General features: G+C 62.2%; 17 protein-coding genes. 7 read left to right on the forward strand and 10 right to left on the reverse strand.

Annotation, left to right across the window (positions count from 1 at the left end; all coding sequences use genetic code 11):
• Positions 1-2: 2 nt before the first annotated feature.
• The 4 genes from CH281_RS18380 to CH281_RS18395 form a co-directional block, all read right to left on the reverse strand.
• A complete protein-coding gene (locus CH281_RS18380) occupies positions 3-665 on the reverse strand; it encodes an RraA family protein (protein WP_094695097.1) in 663 nt (220 codons plus the stop codon).
• Positions 662-1,324: a demethylmenaquinone methyltransferase gene (locus tag CH281_RS18385; protein ID WP_205913059.1), complete on the reverse strand. Its 663-nt coding sequence runs from the start codon at positions 1,322-1,324 to the stop codon at positions 662-664. The genes CH281_RS18380 and CH281_RS18385 overlap by 4 nt, the downstream gene beginning before the upstream one ends.
• A complete protein-coding gene (locus CH281_RS18390) occupies positions 1,321-2,304 on the reverse strand; it encodes a hypothetical protein (RefSeq protein WP_094695101.1) in 984 nt (327 codons plus the stop codon). The genes CH281_RS18385 and CH281_RS18390 overlap by 4 nt, the downstream gene beginning before the upstream one ends.
• Positions 2,305-2,418: 114 nt before the next feature.
• Positions 2,419-3,060 carry a 4-carboxy-4-hydroxy-2-oxoadipate aldolase/oxaloacetate decarboxylase gene (locus CH281_RS18395; protein WP_094695103.1) on the reverse strand — a complete coding sequence of 214 codons (642 nt, stop codon included), beginning with the start codon at positions 3,058-3,060 and terminating at the stop codon, positions 2,419-2,421.
• Positions 3,061-3,307: 247 nt separating this feature from the next.
• Here CH281_RS18395 and CH281_RS18400 point away from each other — a divergent pair, with 247 nt between their 5' ends.
• The 6 genes from CH281_RS18400 (at position 3,308) to CH281_RS18425 (ending at position 9,636) form a co-directional block, all read left to right on the forward strand.
• Positions 3,308-3,676 carry an MHS family MFS transporter gene (locus tag CH281_RS18400; RefSeq protein WP_143544827.1) on the forward strand — a complete coding sequence of 123 codons (369 nt, stop codon included), beginning with the start codon at positions 3,308-3,310 and terminating at the stop codon, positions 3,674-3,676.
• 536 nt (positions 3,677-4,212) lie between these two features.
• A complete protein-coding gene (locus tag CH281_RS18405; RefSeq protein ID WP_143544828.1) occupies positions 4,213-4,686 on the forward strand; it encodes an MFS transporter in 474 nt (157 codons plus the stop codon).
• Positions 4,687-5,090: 404 nt separating this feature from the next.
• On the forward strand, positions 5,091-5,996 hold the full coding sequence (locus CH281_RS18410) for an alpha/beta hydrolase (RefSeq protein WP_094695109.1): 906 nt from the start codon (positions 5,091-5,093) through the stop codon (positions 5,994-5,996).
• 63 nt (positions 5,997-6,059) lie between these two features.
• Positions 6,060-6,668, forward strand: coding sequence for a TetR/AcrR family transcriptional regulator (locus CH281_RS18415; RefSeq protein WP_094695111.1), 609 nt, complete (start codon positions 6,060-6,062; stop codon positions 6,666-6,668).
• A 441-nt stretch (positions 6,669-7,109) separates the two neighbouring features.
• Positions 7,110-7,916, forward strand: coding sequence for a helix-turn-helix domain-containing protein (locus CH281_RS27550; RefSeq protein WP_371832025.1), 807 nt, complete (start codon positions 7,110-7,112; stop codon positions 7,914-7,916).
• Positions 7,917-8,025: 109 nt separating this feature from the next.
• Positions 8,026-9,636, forward strand: a complete 1,611-nt coding sequence (locus CH281_RS18425) for a tannase/feruloyl esterase family alpha/beta hydrolase (protein WP_094695115.1) — start codon at positions 8,026-8,028, stop codon at positions 9,634-9,636.
• Between the two features lie 137 nt (positions 9,637-9,773).
• Here CH281_RS18425 and folP read toward each other — a convergent pair whose 3' ends face one another.
• Together folP and CH281_RS18435 are read right to left on the reverse strand one after the other, a co-directional pair.
• On the reverse strand, positions 9,774-10,586 hold the full coding sequence (folP, locus tag CH281_RS18430; protein ID WP_094695118.1) for a dihydropteroate synthase: 813 nt from the start codon (positions 10,584-10,586) through the stop codon (positions 9,774-9,776).
• A 65-nt stretch (positions 10,587-10,651) separates the two neighbouring features.
• Positions 10,652-11,605: an SDR family NAD(P)-dependent oxidoreductase gene (locus tag CH281_RS18435; protein ID WP_094695120.1), complete on the reverse strand. Its 954-nt coding sequence runs from the start codon at positions 11,603-11,605 to the stop codon at positions 10,652-10,654.
• A 50-nt stretch (positions 11,606-11,655) separates the two neighbouring features.
• On the opposite strand from CH281_RS18435, the gene CH281_RS18440 reads away from it, so the two are divergent.
• Entirely contained in the window at positions 11,656-13,173 is a 1,518-nt protein-coding gene (locus tag CH281_RS18440) for an FAD-binding oxidoreductase (protein WP_179274225.1), read from the forward strand.
• Between the two features lie 4 nt (positions 13,174-13,177).
• On the opposite strand, the gene CH281_RS18445 is transcribed toward CH281_RS18440, so the two are convergent.
• Genes CH281_RS18445 through CH281_RS18460 form a run of 4 tightly spaced genes read right to left on the reverse strand, consistent with a single transcriptional unit; the run spans position 13,178 to position 16,602 of the window.
• Entirely contained in the window at positions 13,178-13,831 is a 654-nt protein-coding gene (locus tag CH281_RS18445; protein ID WP_179274226.1) for a cyclase family protein, read from the reverse strand.
• Positions 13,828-14,853: a maleylacetate reductase gene (locus CH281_RS18450; protein WP_256983748.1), complete on the reverse strand. Its 1,026-nt coding sequence runs from the start codon at positions 14,851-14,853 to the stop codon at positions 13,828-13,830. The genes CH281_RS18445 and CH281_RS18450 overlap by 4 nt, the downstream gene beginning before the upstream one ends.
• Positions 14,850-15,743, reverse strand: coding sequence for a dioxygenase family protein (locus CH281_RS18455; RefSeq protein WP_218829784.1), 894 nt, complete (start codon positions 15,741-15,743; stop codon positions 14,850-14,852). Before CH281_RS18455 ends, CH281_RS18450 begins: the two co-directional genes overlap by 4 nt.
• Positions 15,736-16,602, reverse strand: coding sequence for a bifunctional 5,10-methylenetetrahydrofolate dehydrogenase/5,10-methenyltetrahydrofolate cyclohydrolase (locus CH281_RS18460; protein ID WP_094695125.1), 867 nt, complete (start codon positions 16,600-16,602; stop codon positions 15,736-15,738). The genes CH281_RS18455 and CH281_RS18460 overlap by 8 nt, the downstream gene beginning before the upstream one ends.
• Positions 16,603-16,606 lie beyond the last annotated feature (4 nt).

Below are 16,606 nucleotides of genomic sequence, written 5' to 3' on the forward strand. Positions count from 1 at the left end.
AGTCAGCCTCTCTGTCGTGTTTGCAGGGTGTGGTATCCGTGCGCGCGGCGGGCGTCGGTCAGCGACTGTCCCGATCGGACGGCGCTTCGAATGGTGTCTTCGGTATCGCGAATACCGGACGCGAGATCGATGACTTCACCGACCCGCCCGACCGGGATGGACACCACTCCGTCGGCGTCGCCGACGAGCCAGTCCCCTTGTTCGACCCGGACCCCGCCGACAGTTACCGGCAGGTTGTATCCATCGACCCGCACCCGGTCCTTGCCTGTGCGCATCCACCGCGACCGACTGAAGACCGGATAGCTCAGCTCCAGTGCGCAATCGGAGTCGCGGCAGACTCCATCGATGACCGTGCCCGACACTCCACGGTGGGATGCGGTCGCAGTCAGTAGATCGCCCCACACTGTGGTGTCGAGACGTCCTGCGTTATCGAGAACGACTACGGTTCCTGGTTCGAGGTCGTCGATGTAATCGCCGACCGTTCCGCCGTCGTCCCCTACCGGTACGTAGCGAACGGTGAACGCGCGCCCGACGAGTCGAACAGTGCGATCGAGGGGAAGCAGTCCTGCGCACTGGCCGTTGAGGCCGAGCTTGTCCAACGCATCACTGAGGTGACTCGTGTCGAGCGTGGACAGTTCTTCGGTGATCTGCGTGTGGTCGGTCATCGAAGTACCTCTCGATCGAGCATTGTCTCGTAGTTGCCGCTCATCACAGTTGCCATCGGTTCGCCGCTGCGGACGCGGACGAGCATCCGCCTTTCCTTGTCTGCAATACTTTCGGCAATGCGGAGTACCTCCTCGACGCGCTCGTGCGAAACGAACACCACTCCACTGCCGTCGGCGAGGACATAGTCGCCCGGCTCGACTCGGACGCCGGCGATGTCGACCGGCACATCCCATGCCCGTTCGATGATGCGCTTGCGCGCTGTGACTGGTACCGACGTGGACGCGTACAAGGTCAGTCCGAATTGGCGGGCCTCGTCAAGGTCACGTACCGCACCGTCGACAATGACCCCTTCGCTGCCGCGGGCGACGGCACCGGCAGAGAGCACCCCGCCCCATCCCGCAACGTGTGTTCGTCCATGATGAGCGACCACAATCACCTTTTCCGGCCCGGACGCATCGACTGCGGCGGTGCACAGATGCCGCGGCGCGATGCTCATTCCGTCTGCTTCGACAAGATCGACGGTGACGGCCCGACCTGCGATCCTCCGATCACCGGACACCGCATGCAGTCCCAGCGCGGGCCCCGGCAAACCGAGCGCGTCGAGTGCGTCGGAGACCGCGCACGTGTCGAGTGCGGCGAGCCGACCCACGGTGCTCACGTCCACAACCCGAACGCAAGCCCGACCCCGGTTCCGGCGGGACTGCGCCATGCCGGTATGTATTCGCTCCAGCAATGCTCGAGGTCTTTTCCGGCCCCGGCGGCGGCGATCCAATTGCGGACCTCCGAGGTTCCGGAGTCGAGCTGCTCGACAGGCAGAGTGCGCAGAGTAGCTTCGTCGTGGTCGATCATGGCGTCGAGGATGCGACGGTCGAGTTCGTCGTTGACCACGAAATGGCTCAATCCGCCCGATGCGACGACGGCGACTCGAAGATCGCCGGGCAGAGAATCGATCGCTGCAGCCAATGCACGACCGAGGTCGTAGCAGCGGCCAGGAGTCGGCTGGTTGGGCGGGTAGTAAGTATTGATCAGAACCGGCACCATCGGAATCGTGATGTTCCTGAGCATCTTGCCGACGACCCAGGCGAAGGCGTGGCCGAAGCCGCCCTCGGTCTCCGTTTCCGAGCTGGTCGCGATATCGAAATCGCGGGAGACCAATTCCCTGATGATGTGCAACGCCGCTGACGGATGGCCGGGGTAGATCTCGCCGTCCATGCCCAGGTTGTGCTGCACCTGGCTCAGCAGGGCATTGCCCATCTCGACGGGCTTGTGGGTCTCGATCTTCTCACCGTGATAGACCGCGATAGCAGGCTGATTGCGAGCCGTGAACAACTCCTCTTGGTCGTCGCCGATGACAATGAGCAGGTCGGGGGCCACACGGATCAGGTCTTCGCGGAGTCGATCCACGCAGCCCAACGCTGCCTCGTACTTTGCGTTCCATGAGTCGAGTGAAAGTTCGTCGTCGTAACGGCCGCCCGCGGCGGCTACCAAGTCCTCGAAACTGCGCGCAGTGCCCTGCTGGTCGAACAGCTCGTAATCATTTGCTGCGTCGTTCTCTGCTCGCAGGGTCCACATGCGCTCTGGTTCCATGCCGAGCATAGGGCTGTGGGAGGTGCCGACGACGGCAACGACCTTACTCATCGTCCGACTCCGTTCGGAATGGGTCGGGTTCGGAATGCGTTCATTGTGAACCTCTTTCGTGTTTGTACCCGGTAGCCTTCGAGACTCCGGATAGGAGGGGCCGAACAAGTTCGGTCAGCGGGGCAGTGAATACAGATCGAGAGTGGACGCACCCGATCGGATCTCGGCGATGATCGAGGCCTCTTTGGCCTCGCGCTCTTGTGATGCGGTCGCGACAGTGGGCCATCGATCCTGAGGTATGACCACGACACCGTCGATGTCACCGACGACAACGTCTCCACGTTCGATTCGTATCTCGCCCAGACGAATCGGGCCCCCCAGACAACCTGGACCCTCGGGGTCTTTCACTGTGCCGTTGAGGCAGACGGTCGAAGAAAAGACCGGCACTCCGACGATTTCCAGAGCGCCGACGTCTCGAACTCCGCCGTCCAGAACCAATCCACCCAGCCCACGAGCGCGCGCCGCCTCGCTGAGAATCTCACCCCAGTACCCGTAGTCGTCGGCCGCGGTTGTCTGGACCACCAGAATGTCACCCGGAGATGCTTCGGCGACGGCGCGGTGCAACCACAAGTTGTCTCCCACTGGACACAACACCGGGAACGCGGGCCCGTAGACCTCAGCGGTCGAATAGACCGGGCGGATCCTGGCGGGAAGCGCCCCAGTTCGGCCGGCGGCCTCGTGCACCGTGGCAGCAGAGAAGCGTTCGATCTCCGGTTCTCCAAGTGACGGTGCGCGGTCGACGGAGGTGGCAACCATGATTTGATCTCGCTCTCGCTGGAGTCCGGCCGCTCGCGCTGGACTTGTGACCTGAACCATAGCCTTCATGCACAATTGAATGCAATAGCCTCTGACGTGCGAAATCGTTACGGACCAACCATTGCCAGGTGCCTATTGCATTCAATATTGCATGTGGCGTACGTTGTCCCCCACACCCAATGTGAGGCTGATCACCCTTCTGTCGCGACACCGCGACACAGATATCGCCTCCTCAGAGAGGACCGCCGTGAGCACTATCGAGCCGAACCGGTCGCGGGCCGACGTTCGTCGCGTCGCGTTGTCGAGCTATCTCGGCACGACCATCGAGTACTACGACTTCCTTCTCTACGGCACCGCCGCCGCGCTTGTGTTCAACAAAGTGTTCTTCGCGAATCTAAGCCCGGTTGTAGGCACTCTCGTCGCCCTCTCGACTTTGGCAGCTGGATACGCCGCACGATTCGTCGGCGCTATGGTCTTCGGCCACTTCGGGGACCGAGCGGGTCGCAAGAACGTGATGCTAGTGACCATGATCGCAATGGGACTTACGAGTGGCCTGATAGGCCTGCTGCCCACTTACAACCAAGTCGGTTCTGTGGCACCACTTTTACTAGTCTAATTGCGCCTAATTCAGGGTTTTGCGGTCGGCGGGGAGTACGGCGGGGCGGTACTTATGGTGTCCGAGCACGCAAGCACCGAAAAGCGGGGCCTAGGCTAGCAGCGCAGCTGCAATGGGTGCTCCCACTGGAGCGGTGATTGCCACAGGAGCCATGCTGTGGGTCGCGTCGTTACCTGAGGACCAGATGCTCGGCTGGGGATGGCGCGTGCCATTCCTGCTCAGTTTCGCTTTACTTGCGCTGGGCATGTACTTCAGGGCACGCATAACGGAAAGCCCTGTGTTCTTGAATAGCCGGGCAACAGCGGGCACTCCCGCCGAGGGAACGCCGATTCTGGCACACGTTCGCTCCGAGCCTGTCATGCTGTTCAAGTCCGTTCTGTTTCAAATTGGCCCCTACTGCGGGCTGGGTATATTCGGAATCTTCATCATTGCTTACGCCCCGTCGGTTGGATACACACGCGCCGCGGCTCTGTCGGCAACTTTGCTGGGCACCCTGTTGAGCATCTTCATGACCCCGGTATACGCCGCAATCTCGGATCGGACGTCGACCTGTCGCCATCCCTGGCATCGCAGCAACCGCAATCTTGGCCTTTCCCATTTTTCACTTCGTCAACTCCGGAAACACAGCGACGATGGTGATCACGTTGGCGATCTACCTCGGTTTCGTGATGCCCGCGGTCACAGGCGTAGCGCCCGTAATGCTCACCGAGCTGTTCTCCACCGAATCGCGTTACACCGGGGTGTCGACCAGCTACCAGCTCGCTCAGACCGTCGGCTCCGGATTTTCGCCGCTGATTGCCACCTTTTTGCTCGCCGCAGCCGGAGGAGCCACCAACACATGGCCCGTCGCACTTTTTCTGGTAATCGTTGCGGCAGCTAGCGGATGGGCCGCACTGACACTGCCTGAGCGCTCGGACCAAAGCCTGGTCGAGGTCAACGCTGGCCACCCAACGATCAGAACCGCGTCGATGCGCACCACCACCGCTGATACGGACAGCGCACCTCGCTGAGCCGGTTTCGCGTAGATCCCGCAAAACCGCTGAACGCAGAAGAGTCAGTTTCTATTCGTTGCCGGACTCTTGGCCTTCTGCACGGCGATCCACACGTTTGAAGAGCCACGTCCACCATTCGCTGAACGCGACCTTGCCCTTCCCGCACCAGTCGCAAACTGCTGAAAGAGGGCTGGACACGGTCGGATGCGACGAGGAACCACGGCAATCGGTTGCCGTAAGCGGTCGAGCTTCCGGCCCAATGCGCCTTCCGAAGACCAGCGACTAACTCATCCATCCAACCGTTTGGTTGCACAGTCTCGAAATCTGGGTACAGTCGGCCTCAGCGGAACGCCGGACAACAATCTGTCCCGCCGCAGACGCAGGTCCTCGACATGGGACTTGTTCACACAAGAGGAGAGAATATGAAGAAGAGCGTGGAATTCCACAGCGACGGAGCGGTTCTGGTGGGCCACCTCTACATCCCCGAGGACCTGCAGGCAGGCGAACAGCGACCTTCGGTCGTAGTCGTATCTCCAGGTAGCGGAATCAAGGAACAAACGTCGGGTCGCTACGCCGACGAACTGCATCGCCGCGGCCTCGTCGCCCTGGCGTTCGACCACCGTACGTACGGGGAGAGCGAAGGCTCTCCCCGCTTCGACGAGAACCCGTACGCAAAGACCGAAGACATCAAGAACGCGGTCAGTTTCCTGGGCAACCAGTCAGAGGTGAGTAGAGACAGAATCGGTGCGATGGGAATCTGCGGCGGCGGGGGGTACGCGCCGTACGCTGCCGCCACCGATCGCCGAATCAAAGCAGTGGCCACCGTCAGTGGAATGACGAACAACAGGGCGTCCTTCGAGGAAATGTCCGGAGGCGACCGGTCCATCACCCAGGCAATGCTCGACGCCAGTTCTGCAGCGCGGCAGTCGTTCTCACGCGGCGAGCCAGCTCAGTACGGACCCGTTATCCTTCCCGCTGACTCGCCGCACACCCCAGAGGTGTTCACGGAATCACCCAACTACTACTTCGACGACACCCGCGGTGGCCATCCTCGTTGGGAGAACAAGGTTCTCGCGTGGTCGCTCGAACGCCAGATGACCTTCAATGCACTCGATGTCATCCACCTGATCGCTCCCCGCCCGCTGCTCCTGGTTGTCGGAACGGAATCAGCGAGTCGCGATCAGAACGAGCGTGCCTACGCAGCCGCCGGCGAACCCAGGGAGCTTGCACTGATCGACGGTGCGAGCCACATCGACCTCTACGACGTGGACCGGTACGTCACCCCAGTCGCCGACCGACTTGCGGAGTTCTTCTGCAAACACCTGTGAGCCGCCCACGAGCTCCCAGCAGCCAGTGGCCGGAGGGCCGAAGGCTTAATCTACAGTTCTGCCATGGAACGAGATTCAGCAGCGACGAAGCGTCGATTGTTGGACGCCGCCGAAGAAGAGTTCGCGCAGTACGGACTAGCGGGCGCGCGAGTAGCTCGGATCGCCGACGCCGGGGCTGCCAACAAGCAAGCCATCTACGCCTACTTTGGCGACAAGACCGGGCTTTTCGATGCCGTACTCGCGAAAAGACACACCGATGTGTTGGCGACCGTGTCGTTCGACGCAGACGACGTTGTCGGATTCGTCGGGCGACTATTCGACTACATCACCGAGAACCCGACAGTCATGCGTCTCGCGGCATGGAAGCGGCTGGAAAGGCCCGTCCGCAACGGCACCGAGAACGACGATTACCTGGGCTGGACCACACCACTGCTCCAAGCACAGAAGGACGGCCGGGTCGACGCCACATTCGACACGGCCTCGCTCTCGATCTTGTTGTACGGACTGGCATCTGCATGGGATAGCGTGCGACCACTGTCAATCCACGCAGACACTACGACCGCATCCGAAAAAGCAACCCTCTCTCGCAACATCTTCCGGCAAAATCTACTGGAAGCCACTCGCAGACTGACGACCCCGATCGCCCAACCCGACACCGATACAGCACTTTGAGCTGGGCACCGATTGTGTCGCCCCTCGTCTGACCGGCACACCGACCCCATGGATGGTTCTCGAGTTACTAGCGGGACTCGCGGCCTTCGATTTTGTGGTGGTCACCGCAGACCTGGGGTCTCTTCTAGAGACGTCGCATAGCATGGGCAAATGGAAAGAGTGCTCCGGGAACTAGCCCGATTCGACAATTCGGGCGAGAGCGCCCTGACAATCGTTGCCTCCCTGCAACATATCAGAGAGCGGAACAGATGGGATGAGACGGACATTGTGATTGCGATGGCGCAGCACTCAGGACATCCAGCTCGAATTGCCCTCGAAGAAGGTGTGTATCTCCGATCCGACCAGACCGGAGCATTGTCGCACGTCACGGTACCGCCCCATAAGCAGTGGCCGGCTGAGCGAATCGCTGCGGGCGGCGACGACAGTATCTGGTTGGAGCGAATGGGTCCGATAACCCTCGCCGAGGCGGTAATTCTCCATTCGTCAGCACAACTCGTTCACGAACTCAGCGCACGGAAAGCTGCTGACGATTCAGAGACGTATGGCGATCTTCTCGCCACATTGGCGACCACACAAGATCTTGGACTCGCTGAGCGATTACTGAAGCGATTGGGGATAGACCCAGCGTCCGAATGCTTCGCAATAGCCCAACCCGGCCCTACGGTCGGTCTTCAATTGAGCGCCGGACTAGACACGGACAATTGCCATCCTGATTCTTCGCAAAGCATCAAGCGCTTCGGAACCCTGCGAACTGGAATTGGCATTCGCCTGCAGGCCTTACATTTCGCAGAGTCATGGAAAACCGCTTTGGGAGCACTTTCTCTCGCATCGGAAGGAAGCGATTTCGACCCAGGAGCGACGGTAGTGCGGTATAGTGACGTCGCTATTCTCTCCCAACTTTCTCAGATCGAGGGACTGCTAGACAGTCACGATGTCAAAGCCGTCGTGAGTCTATGTAAAGAAATCCCCTATGCAGCAAGGACGCTCGACGCAATTGTTCAGAATTCGAGCCTTCGTGCGGTGGCGTCGATTCTATTCACGCACCACTCGACAATACAGTCACGTCTTGCAATCTTGGAGGGCCGACTCGGATGGGCAGTCAACACGGGCGAGGGAAAGCTCCGACTGCACCTTGCGCTGGTTGCGCGCAGGATGCTCCTGCACGGAATTGATAAGAGACCTCCTCGCTCAGCATCAGTCCGGTCCGCCGATCGGCGGGTGGAATCAGCCGCTTGGCGTGCTTTGTAGGGTGTCGTTTCAACGTTCGATCTGATGTAGTAGCAGTCGATCATCAACGCTTCCAGCCGGTTCCACGCCGGTCGCAGTCGCAATCGAGTGCCGAACCATTGGAGTTCCCATGCCTTTGTCCGCCGGAAACATGCGCGCAGACCTTCGCCGTTGGGTCAACCACGACGAACCCCGCCACACGCTGGGTGACGCGCGCAATCTCGAGATCGAAGCCCTCAATGCATCTATTACCGATCTCGGCAATGTCGCCGTCACGTCGGTGAATGTGAACACCAGCGGGGTGTTCGACTCGCTGCAGGGATTTGTCACCGACCTCCCCGACTTCGTAGACGTGCGTGTTTCGATTACAAGCGAGCAGGGCCACGAAGCACACGTGTACTTGTGGTGCCCCCTGGACTGGAACCAGCGGTTTCTTGGGATAGGCGGTGGAGGCAACCGGACGCTGCCACAGTGGTTGGCATCAGAGGCTATGACGAGTCCGACGCTCCGCGACGGCATCCGCAACGGGTACGCCGTGGCTTGCACTGATGGCGCCAATCGGGACGAGAGATTTGCGGCTTGGGGCTTGAACATCGACACCGGCGAGATCGATGTCGACCTCGCCGACAACTGGCACGTGCGGAGTACCCATGAAATGGCAGTCGTCGGCAAACGTCTTGTGGAGCGAATCTACGGCTCACCGCCGCAGTATGCGTACATGATGGGCGCTTCGGGTGGCGGGCGACAGACGCTCGTGCAGGCACGAGAACACCCAGAAGACTTCGATGGATACTGGGCTGATTGCCCCGCGATCAACTGGACCAGACTGCACATGGCACAGATGTGGCCACCTCTAGTCATGAAAGAATTGTCCAACCCCGTGCCTTTGGCCAAGATGGAAGCCTTCCGACATGCGGCGATCAACGCTCACGATGCCCAGAACGGTCTTGTTGACGGAACCATCGCAAGAAGCGATTTTCCGTCCTGGGATGCCCGGCTGTTAGTCGGCTCCTCTACCGTCGCGGGCCCGATCACGGAGCGCGATGCGGAAGTGATGAACCGCATCTGGGAGGGCCCGCGGACACTGCAGGGCGATTGGCTATGGTACGGACCGCCCATCGACTCGGAATGTGCCGGCGGCGGGCCGTTGTCGCTCGGTTTGGCAAATACCGCGTCGATCAACGGTGTCCTCACTCCAATTCCATTCCTCATTGCAACCGACTGGATTGGCAGCTGGATTCTGCGTGATCCTAGTTGGGACTGGACGACCCTTACCTTCGAGCAGTACGAGGAACTCTTCGCGCGAAGTGTGCGCGAGTTCGCTGCCTATGACGCCAGTGATCCCGACTACAGCGAATTTGTCGCCCTCGGTAGAAAGTTGATCATCAGTCACGGAACTGCCGACGAGATGATTCCGGCCCAAGGGACAGTCAACTTTTACGACGCCATCCGCGAAAACCTCGGAGGTGGGGTGACCGATGAGCACTTTCGACTCTATCTTTGCCCAGGTGACGTCCATGCCACCCTGTACGGCGACGGACCTGGACTCAGTCTCGCTGCCGGCATGCAGGCGCTCGTCGCGTGGGTCGAAGGCGGTGATGCACCTGACATTCTGTCGGCTGTTCGCGCCCACCCTCGTACGGACGAAGTCGTAATGACCCGCCCGATTGCTCCGTATCCCCTCAGCGGCAACTACATCGGCGGTGACCCAACCGCGCCGGAGAGCTACAGCTTCACTTGATCTCGATTGTCGACTGTGGCAGAAGTAGCCTGAGATCCCCTGCCGATAGCGGGTTGTGTACGCGTGTTCCTGCAGACCGAGATCCCGGGGGATCGTAACAGCCGCATCGACGCCTTCGACGTCGTGCGCAACAGTCGTCACCCACCGCCGGTAACGCGATATGCATCCGACAAAGCGTGCGCTACCAAAGCAGCATTCCGGCTGGCCGACACGTCGTGCACCCGAACCCACGAGGCTCCCGCGGCGACCGAGAAGGCCGTGACTGTCGCCGTGAGCGAGTCCCGCTCTTCCGGCGGTGTCACGCCCTCCGCAGTTCGTGTCAACTCGCCGAGGAAAGACTTTCTGGAGGCACCGACGAGAACCGGGAATCCCAGAGAGACGATCCGGTCGAGCCTGGCGAGAAGCTGCCAATTGTGCTCAGGTCGTTTCGCGAACCCCAGGCCTGGATCGAGGATTAGCTGCCCTGCATCGACACCTCGAGACAGAAGGCTGTCGACACGTACGGCCAGCTCACGGCGGACGTCGGCGGTCACGTCATCGTACGAACAGTGGTACGCCATATCAGTGCTGAACGCCCGCCAGTGCATTACGACGTATTGGGTTCCCGAGTCGGCGATGACGCGACCCATGTCAGGATCCGCCAATCCCCCGCTGACGTCGTTGACCATCTGGGCACCCGCCTCGAGTGCCGCCGCCGCCGTTCGAGCCCGCATCGTGTCGATGCTGACCGTGACACCAGCACGTGCGAGCGTCTCCACTACTGGAAGGACCCTGCGCAACTCTTCGGTTGCATCGATCCTGCATGCGCCTGGCCGGGTCGATTCACCGCCTATGTCGACGACATGCGCTCCGTCAGCAACCAATCGGAGCGCTCGCGCCACGGCATTGTCCGGATCTGCGTGAATACCGCCGTCGGAGAAGGAGTCCGGTGTCACGTTCACGATTCCCATGAACCGACACGGTCCCGACGTTCGTCGTTCGGGTAGGAGCGACGGTCGAGGGACGTCTTGGTCGATCACTGCTGCGTTGAGGACGCCGCCTGCTGAGATTCTGCAGGAGAGATAGGCGGCACGCCGTTCTCCATCCAATTCAATCGGCTACGGAACGCATCGATGGTCGGACCGGGGTGGGTAAGGATATGGAACCGACGTTCTTTCACGCCCTCTACGACGAGGTCGGCGACATGGTCCGGGGTCACTCCGAACTTCTCAGTCTGCTCTTCTATGTTCGCATGCACCTGCCTCCGGAGATCCTGGGTATCGGTCGCCGGTACGTCGGTCGGCCGGTTCCGCTCCGACCTGTTCATGTTCGTCTTGACCAGACCGGGAGACAGGAGTGAGACGCCCACGTGTGGGGCGGTGGAAGTTCGCAGCTCGACCTCGAGATTCTCGGTCATCCCGACGACGGCGAACTTCGACGAAACGTACGGGTGGAACGTGGGCAGTCCGGTGGCGAATCCCGCCATCGATGCGCAGTTGACGATGTGCGCCTCGTCCTGGTCCGCAAGGAGCGGCAAGAAGATACGGCAGGCGTCGAGTGTGCCCCAGAAGTTGACGCCCATGACCCACTCCCAGGTACGGCGGGAGATCTCGCCGAACGGCGCTCCGCCTTCGACGCCGGCGATATTACAGAGGAGGTGTACACCACCGAATTCCTCGACTGTTCGATGCGCCAGCGCTTCGATGTCGTCGACCTTACTGACGTCGGTGCGTACCCCGATAGCGTCCGCCCCGGTGGCCCGGACTTCGGCGACGGCCGCGTCCAAAGCTCCGGATTCGACGTCAGCCAAAACGACCTTCATACCCTCAATCGCCAAGCGATCGACGATCGCACGTCCTATTCCGCTGGCCGCACCGCTGACGACCGCCACTTTGCCTGTCAATGACTTCATGCTCGGCAACACTCGTCCGCGTGACGACGCCGTCGCATCGGTGAGATCACCGGTGACGGGGACCACTGACTGCACCACTGGTCATCTCATGGATGCGACCTGTGGTGCGCGTCACCGACGCTGAACGCATGACTACTTTGTCCACACCACCCGTCGACCTCGGCGACATCGAACAGGCATTGACCCACATCGCGGCGGTGATCGGCACCGACCGCGTTCGCACCGACACCGCCACGATCGAGGAGTTCCGGGATCCGTACATCGCCCGCGGATCCTCCGACTGGGATGCGTCCGCGGTCGTCTCCCCGGCATCGACCGAGGACGTCCAGGCGATCGTCCGCATCGCAAACGAGTTTCGAGTCCCGCTGTGGACTTTCAGCCAGGGCCGCAACAACACCTACGGCGGCCCGGCGCCGCGAGTGAAGGGTTCGGTTGTCGTCAACCTCCGTGAAATGAACAAGGTCCTCGAGATCGATGAGGACCTCGCGTTCGTCGTCGTCGAGCCCGGCGTGCGCTGGTTCGACCTGTACGACGCTCTCGAGGAAGCAGGCGGGCGGCTGTGGACGTCCATTCCCGACCTTGGTTGGGGCAGTGTCATCGGCAACTGCACCGAGTACGGCCGCGGCTACACCCAGTACGGCGATCACGCCGAGAACGTCTGCGGCATGGAGATCGTCCTCCCGAACGGAGAGTTGGTCCGCACCGGCATGTGGGCCATGCCGAACAGCGAGGCCGCGCACGTCTACCGCCACCCCTTCGGCCCGCAGCTGCAGGGACTGTTTCACTCGTCCGGCCTCGGCATCATCACGAAGATGGGCTTCTGGCTGCAGCGACGTCCCGAGACCTATGCCTCGTGCTGGGTCGAGTTCAGCGGCGACGACGCCCTCGAAGCGGTCGCCGACGGGATGCGCGAGCTCATGCTCGGCAACACGGTCACCAACTATCCGACGATCATGCGCGGGGTCCGACTCGACGAGGACGGCAACCCGTCCTTCGATCCCGACGCCTCCCGCTGGTTGGCGCGGTTCGCCCTGTACGGCACGTCCGAAGCCGTCGACGCCCACTGGATCAGCGTCGAGCGCACCCTCGGCACCATTCCAACGGCGACGCTCAGACGCCGTGACTACGCCGGAACCGACCGCACCACCCACTCCGGGCACGAAGACCGCGTCATGGCGGGAATACCCGACATGGACATCCTCGCCCTCTTCGAGACGATGTACGGCAAGACGACCGCGCACCTGGATTTCTCACCCGTCGGTCCACTACGCGGAAAAGACGTGGTCCAGACCTCGCAACTGATGCGCTCGCTCTACCAGGAAACGGGCGAGCAGTTCTTCTCCGGGCTGATGCTGTCACCGCGGTCGGTGATCCACATCAGCACGATGTTCTTCGACTCGACGAACGCCGAGCAGACCCAGCGGGTGTACGACAACTACACACGCATGGTGTCGGTGATGAGCGAGCGCGGCTACCCGATCTACCGCACAAGCCTTCACCATATGGATCAGGTTGCGTCGACCTTGGACTTCAACGACAACGCACTCATGCGGCTGAACGAGACGATCAAGGACGCGCTGGACCCGAACGGTATCCTCCAGCCCGGAAAGTCCGGGATCTGGGCTCAGCGCTTCCGGGATAGCTGACAGATCACGAGACGGGACGTCCGACGGCGCGAACCGGTGCGCCGTCGGAGCCTCGGATGTTGAGCGGGGCGAACATCAGCTCCACCCGCTGGCCGGACAGGGCGGTGAGATTTGTGACGTGCTCGGCTATCAACACTCCTGCCCCGAGCAGAATCTGGTGAACGGGCCAGTTGAACCCCTCAGGTCGTAATTGCACCGGCACGTCGGGGGTACCGGTGTCGACCGCGATCATCGACACCCTTCGGTCGACCAGCCACCGCGCGAGATCCACCGACAACGATGGATGCCGCGCGTAGAGCGGGGTACCGACGTGGCACCACCACCCGGTCTCGAGGACGACTATGTCTCCCTCTCGGACGAGCTCGCGGTCCACGAGCGCGTCGAGGCCGTATACCTCGTCCTCCCCCGCCTCGACCCGGCACACGACGCCCTCACCGGTCAGTCTCGACAAATCGATCTCATCGATGCTTTCGGCACCGGCCACGAAGTGACACGGGGCGTCCACGTGAGTACCCGTGTGCACCACCATGTCCATCTGGCTGACCGTCATAGGGTCGGCCGGCATTTCCGCGACCGTCGCGAACGACGGTGCCGGGAAGATCGCGATTCGCGGTGCCCGCGGGTCGAGCGGATGCGACAGGTCTGTCCACGCCCTCATACGTGAACACCCGAGAACGCACCCCATAGAACACCGCGGACCGCGTCGGCACGGACAGGCCGCGGATTGACGGGTGGCACAGCGAGAACGGTGTTCATCACCTCGTCGAGCGACGAGGCCGACAGTCCGAGCTCGCGCAGTGACGTCGGCACGCCGTGTCCGGAACCCAGCCGCCGCACGACGGCAGGCAGGTCATGGGCCCCGGCCGCGGCGAAACGCTCAGCGACCGCAGGATCCCCCAGGTTGTACGCCAGAACGTGAGGAAGCACGACACTGTGCGTCGAGGCGTGCGGAAGGTCGAACGCCCCGCCGAGCACATGGCACAACTTGTGGTGCAGCCCCATAGTGGTCTGGTCGAGCACTACCCCGGCCAGATACGCACCGCGGAGCAACGCCGTCGGATCGAGCGCTCTGGCTAGAGTCGCCGTCACGACGCGAATCGCCTCTGCGGCAGCAAGATCCGACAAAGCAGTGCGGTCCGGAGCGTACAGAGCTTCAGCGGCGTGCGCGACTGCGTTGATCGCGCTCGCCGCCGCAGTGACGGTGGGAAGTCCGGCCACCAGGTCCGGGTCGTAGATCACTGTGCGCGGGGCCACCCGGAGATCGCGACCTGTCTGCTTCCGGCCGCCCTCGGTGCGCCCCCACACCCGGGTCATCTCCGATCCCGAATACGTCGTGGGCACCGCAAGAATGGGCACCCCTGTCCCGAGAGCCACTGCCTTAGCGAGCCCGACGCTAGAACCCCCGCCGACGGCGACGACGCCGTCGGCGCCGGATCTCCCCACGAGGTCCAGAGTCTCGTGCACTTGATCGACAGGTACATGGGCACGAGGATCGGTGACGGTTGCGACGACGCGGTCACCCAAAAGGGTTTGTGCTGCAGTCGAATAGCGCGTTGCGATCAATAGGACGCGGGTCAGCTCCAGGTGATCGCATTCGTCGGCGAGAGCCCCGATGCGACCCGCCCCGAAGACGACGCGGACCGGCCTCTGATCGTGGACGAACGACACTGGGCCGATCACGATGCGACTCGCAGCGTGATCTCGACGTGCGCATGCCGGTACGGCGGTACCAGCCGGTGCTCCAACTCGATCGCTGTCTGCACCTCCGTCTCGACCTCCACATGGACGAAGTCGACAACGAGACTGTCCTTGACCCCGAACACCGCATCAGAGTCGAGGTAGGGCGACCCTTCGACGAATATGTGCGTCGTCAGCGGCGCATGACCGGCGGCACCGACGATGAAATGGATGTGCGCCGGACGGTACGGGTGACGCCCGGTCGCCGCCAGCAAAGCTCCCACCGGGCCGTCGTCCGGAATCGGATAAGGAGAGGGCAGCACCGTGCGGAACGCGAAGCGTCCGTTGCCGTCCGCAGCGAAGAGACCGCGCAAATGCCCCACCGGAACATCGTCACGCTGAACGTCGTAGAAGCCGTCGTCGTCGGCCTGCCATACGTCGACGACTGCACCGGCAACCGGCGAGCCGTCGGCCGAGAGAACCTGGCCGGTCACGAGAGTCGGTTCGCCTCCCCTCACGACGGCGATGGTGGCACCCAGCTCGCGAGGGGGCGAATCGACCATGTGAAACGGGCCGAGCACCGTGGATTCTGTTCCACCCGTTCCTACCGCGCGGTTCGTGATCGAGTCGACGAGCATGGACAGGCCGAGAACGTCGGACAGAAGTACGAACTCCTGCCGAGTGTCCGTGCACGCCTGACCAGTTCGCGTCAAGAAGTCGATACCGACATCGAGATCGGCCTGGGAGAGCTCGACGTCTTCGGCGAAGGCGTGCAGATGCGACACCAGCGACTCGAGCACTGTGCGCAGTCGGTCGCTGCCGCACGCACGGAACGATTCCGCGACGATCTCGGCCGATCGTTCCTCGGAGAACCGCAGAATCGGGTCAGACACCGACTGACCGTTCGCTCAGAGCGCGCGCTGCCGCGACTGTGTTCGCGAGCAGCATCGCGATGGTCATCGGTCCGACACCTCCCGGCACTGGGGTGAGCAGCCCGGCCACGGACTCGACCTCCGCAAATCGAACGTCACCGGTCAGGCCGTGAGGGGTGCGGTGAATGCCGACGTCTATCACGGTCGCGCCTGGCTTCACGGCGTCGGCTCCCAGGATGCCCGGCACGCCGGCGGCCACCACGACCACGTCGGATCGTCGGCATGCCCCCACCAGATCCTTGGTTCGCGAATGACATTGTGTCACTGTTGCGTCGCGCTGCAGCAGTAGTTGCGCCATAGGCCGACCGACCAGTTCCGATCGTCCGACGACCACCACGTCGGCTCCGGACAGTGATACCTGGTATTCGTCGAGAAGACGCATCACACCGCTCGGTGTACAGGGCACGAGGCCGGGATGTCCCTGGGACAGCAAACCTGCGTTGTCGACCGTCAGGCCGTCGACGTCCTTACCCGCCGGGATTCGGGCCAGCAGCGCGCTGGTGTCGAGGTGGCCCGGGACCGGGAGTTGGAGCAGGATTCCCGACACCGCCGGGTCGGCGGCGAGGTCGTCGAGTACCGACTCGAGCTCGCGTTGCGAGATGTCAGCGGGCAGGTGGCGGTGCAGATCGACCATTCCGGCCTCGACGGACTGCCGCCGCTTGTTCCGCACATACACCTCGGACGCGGGGTCGTCGCCGACCAGCACAGTCGCGAGACCTGGTGCCGGTCGACCGGACGAAACAAGCGCGGCCACCTCGGCGGCCACCTCGCCTCGTACCGTACGAGCGACGGCCTTACCGTCCATCAGACGAGCAGTCATGCCA

It is taken from the genome of Rhodococcus sp. 06-221-2 (assembly GCF_002258365.1).
GTDB classification, from domain to species: domain Bacteria; phylum Actinomycetota; class Actinomycetes; order Mycobacteriales; family Mycobacteriaceae; genus Rhodococcoides; species Rhodococcoides fascians.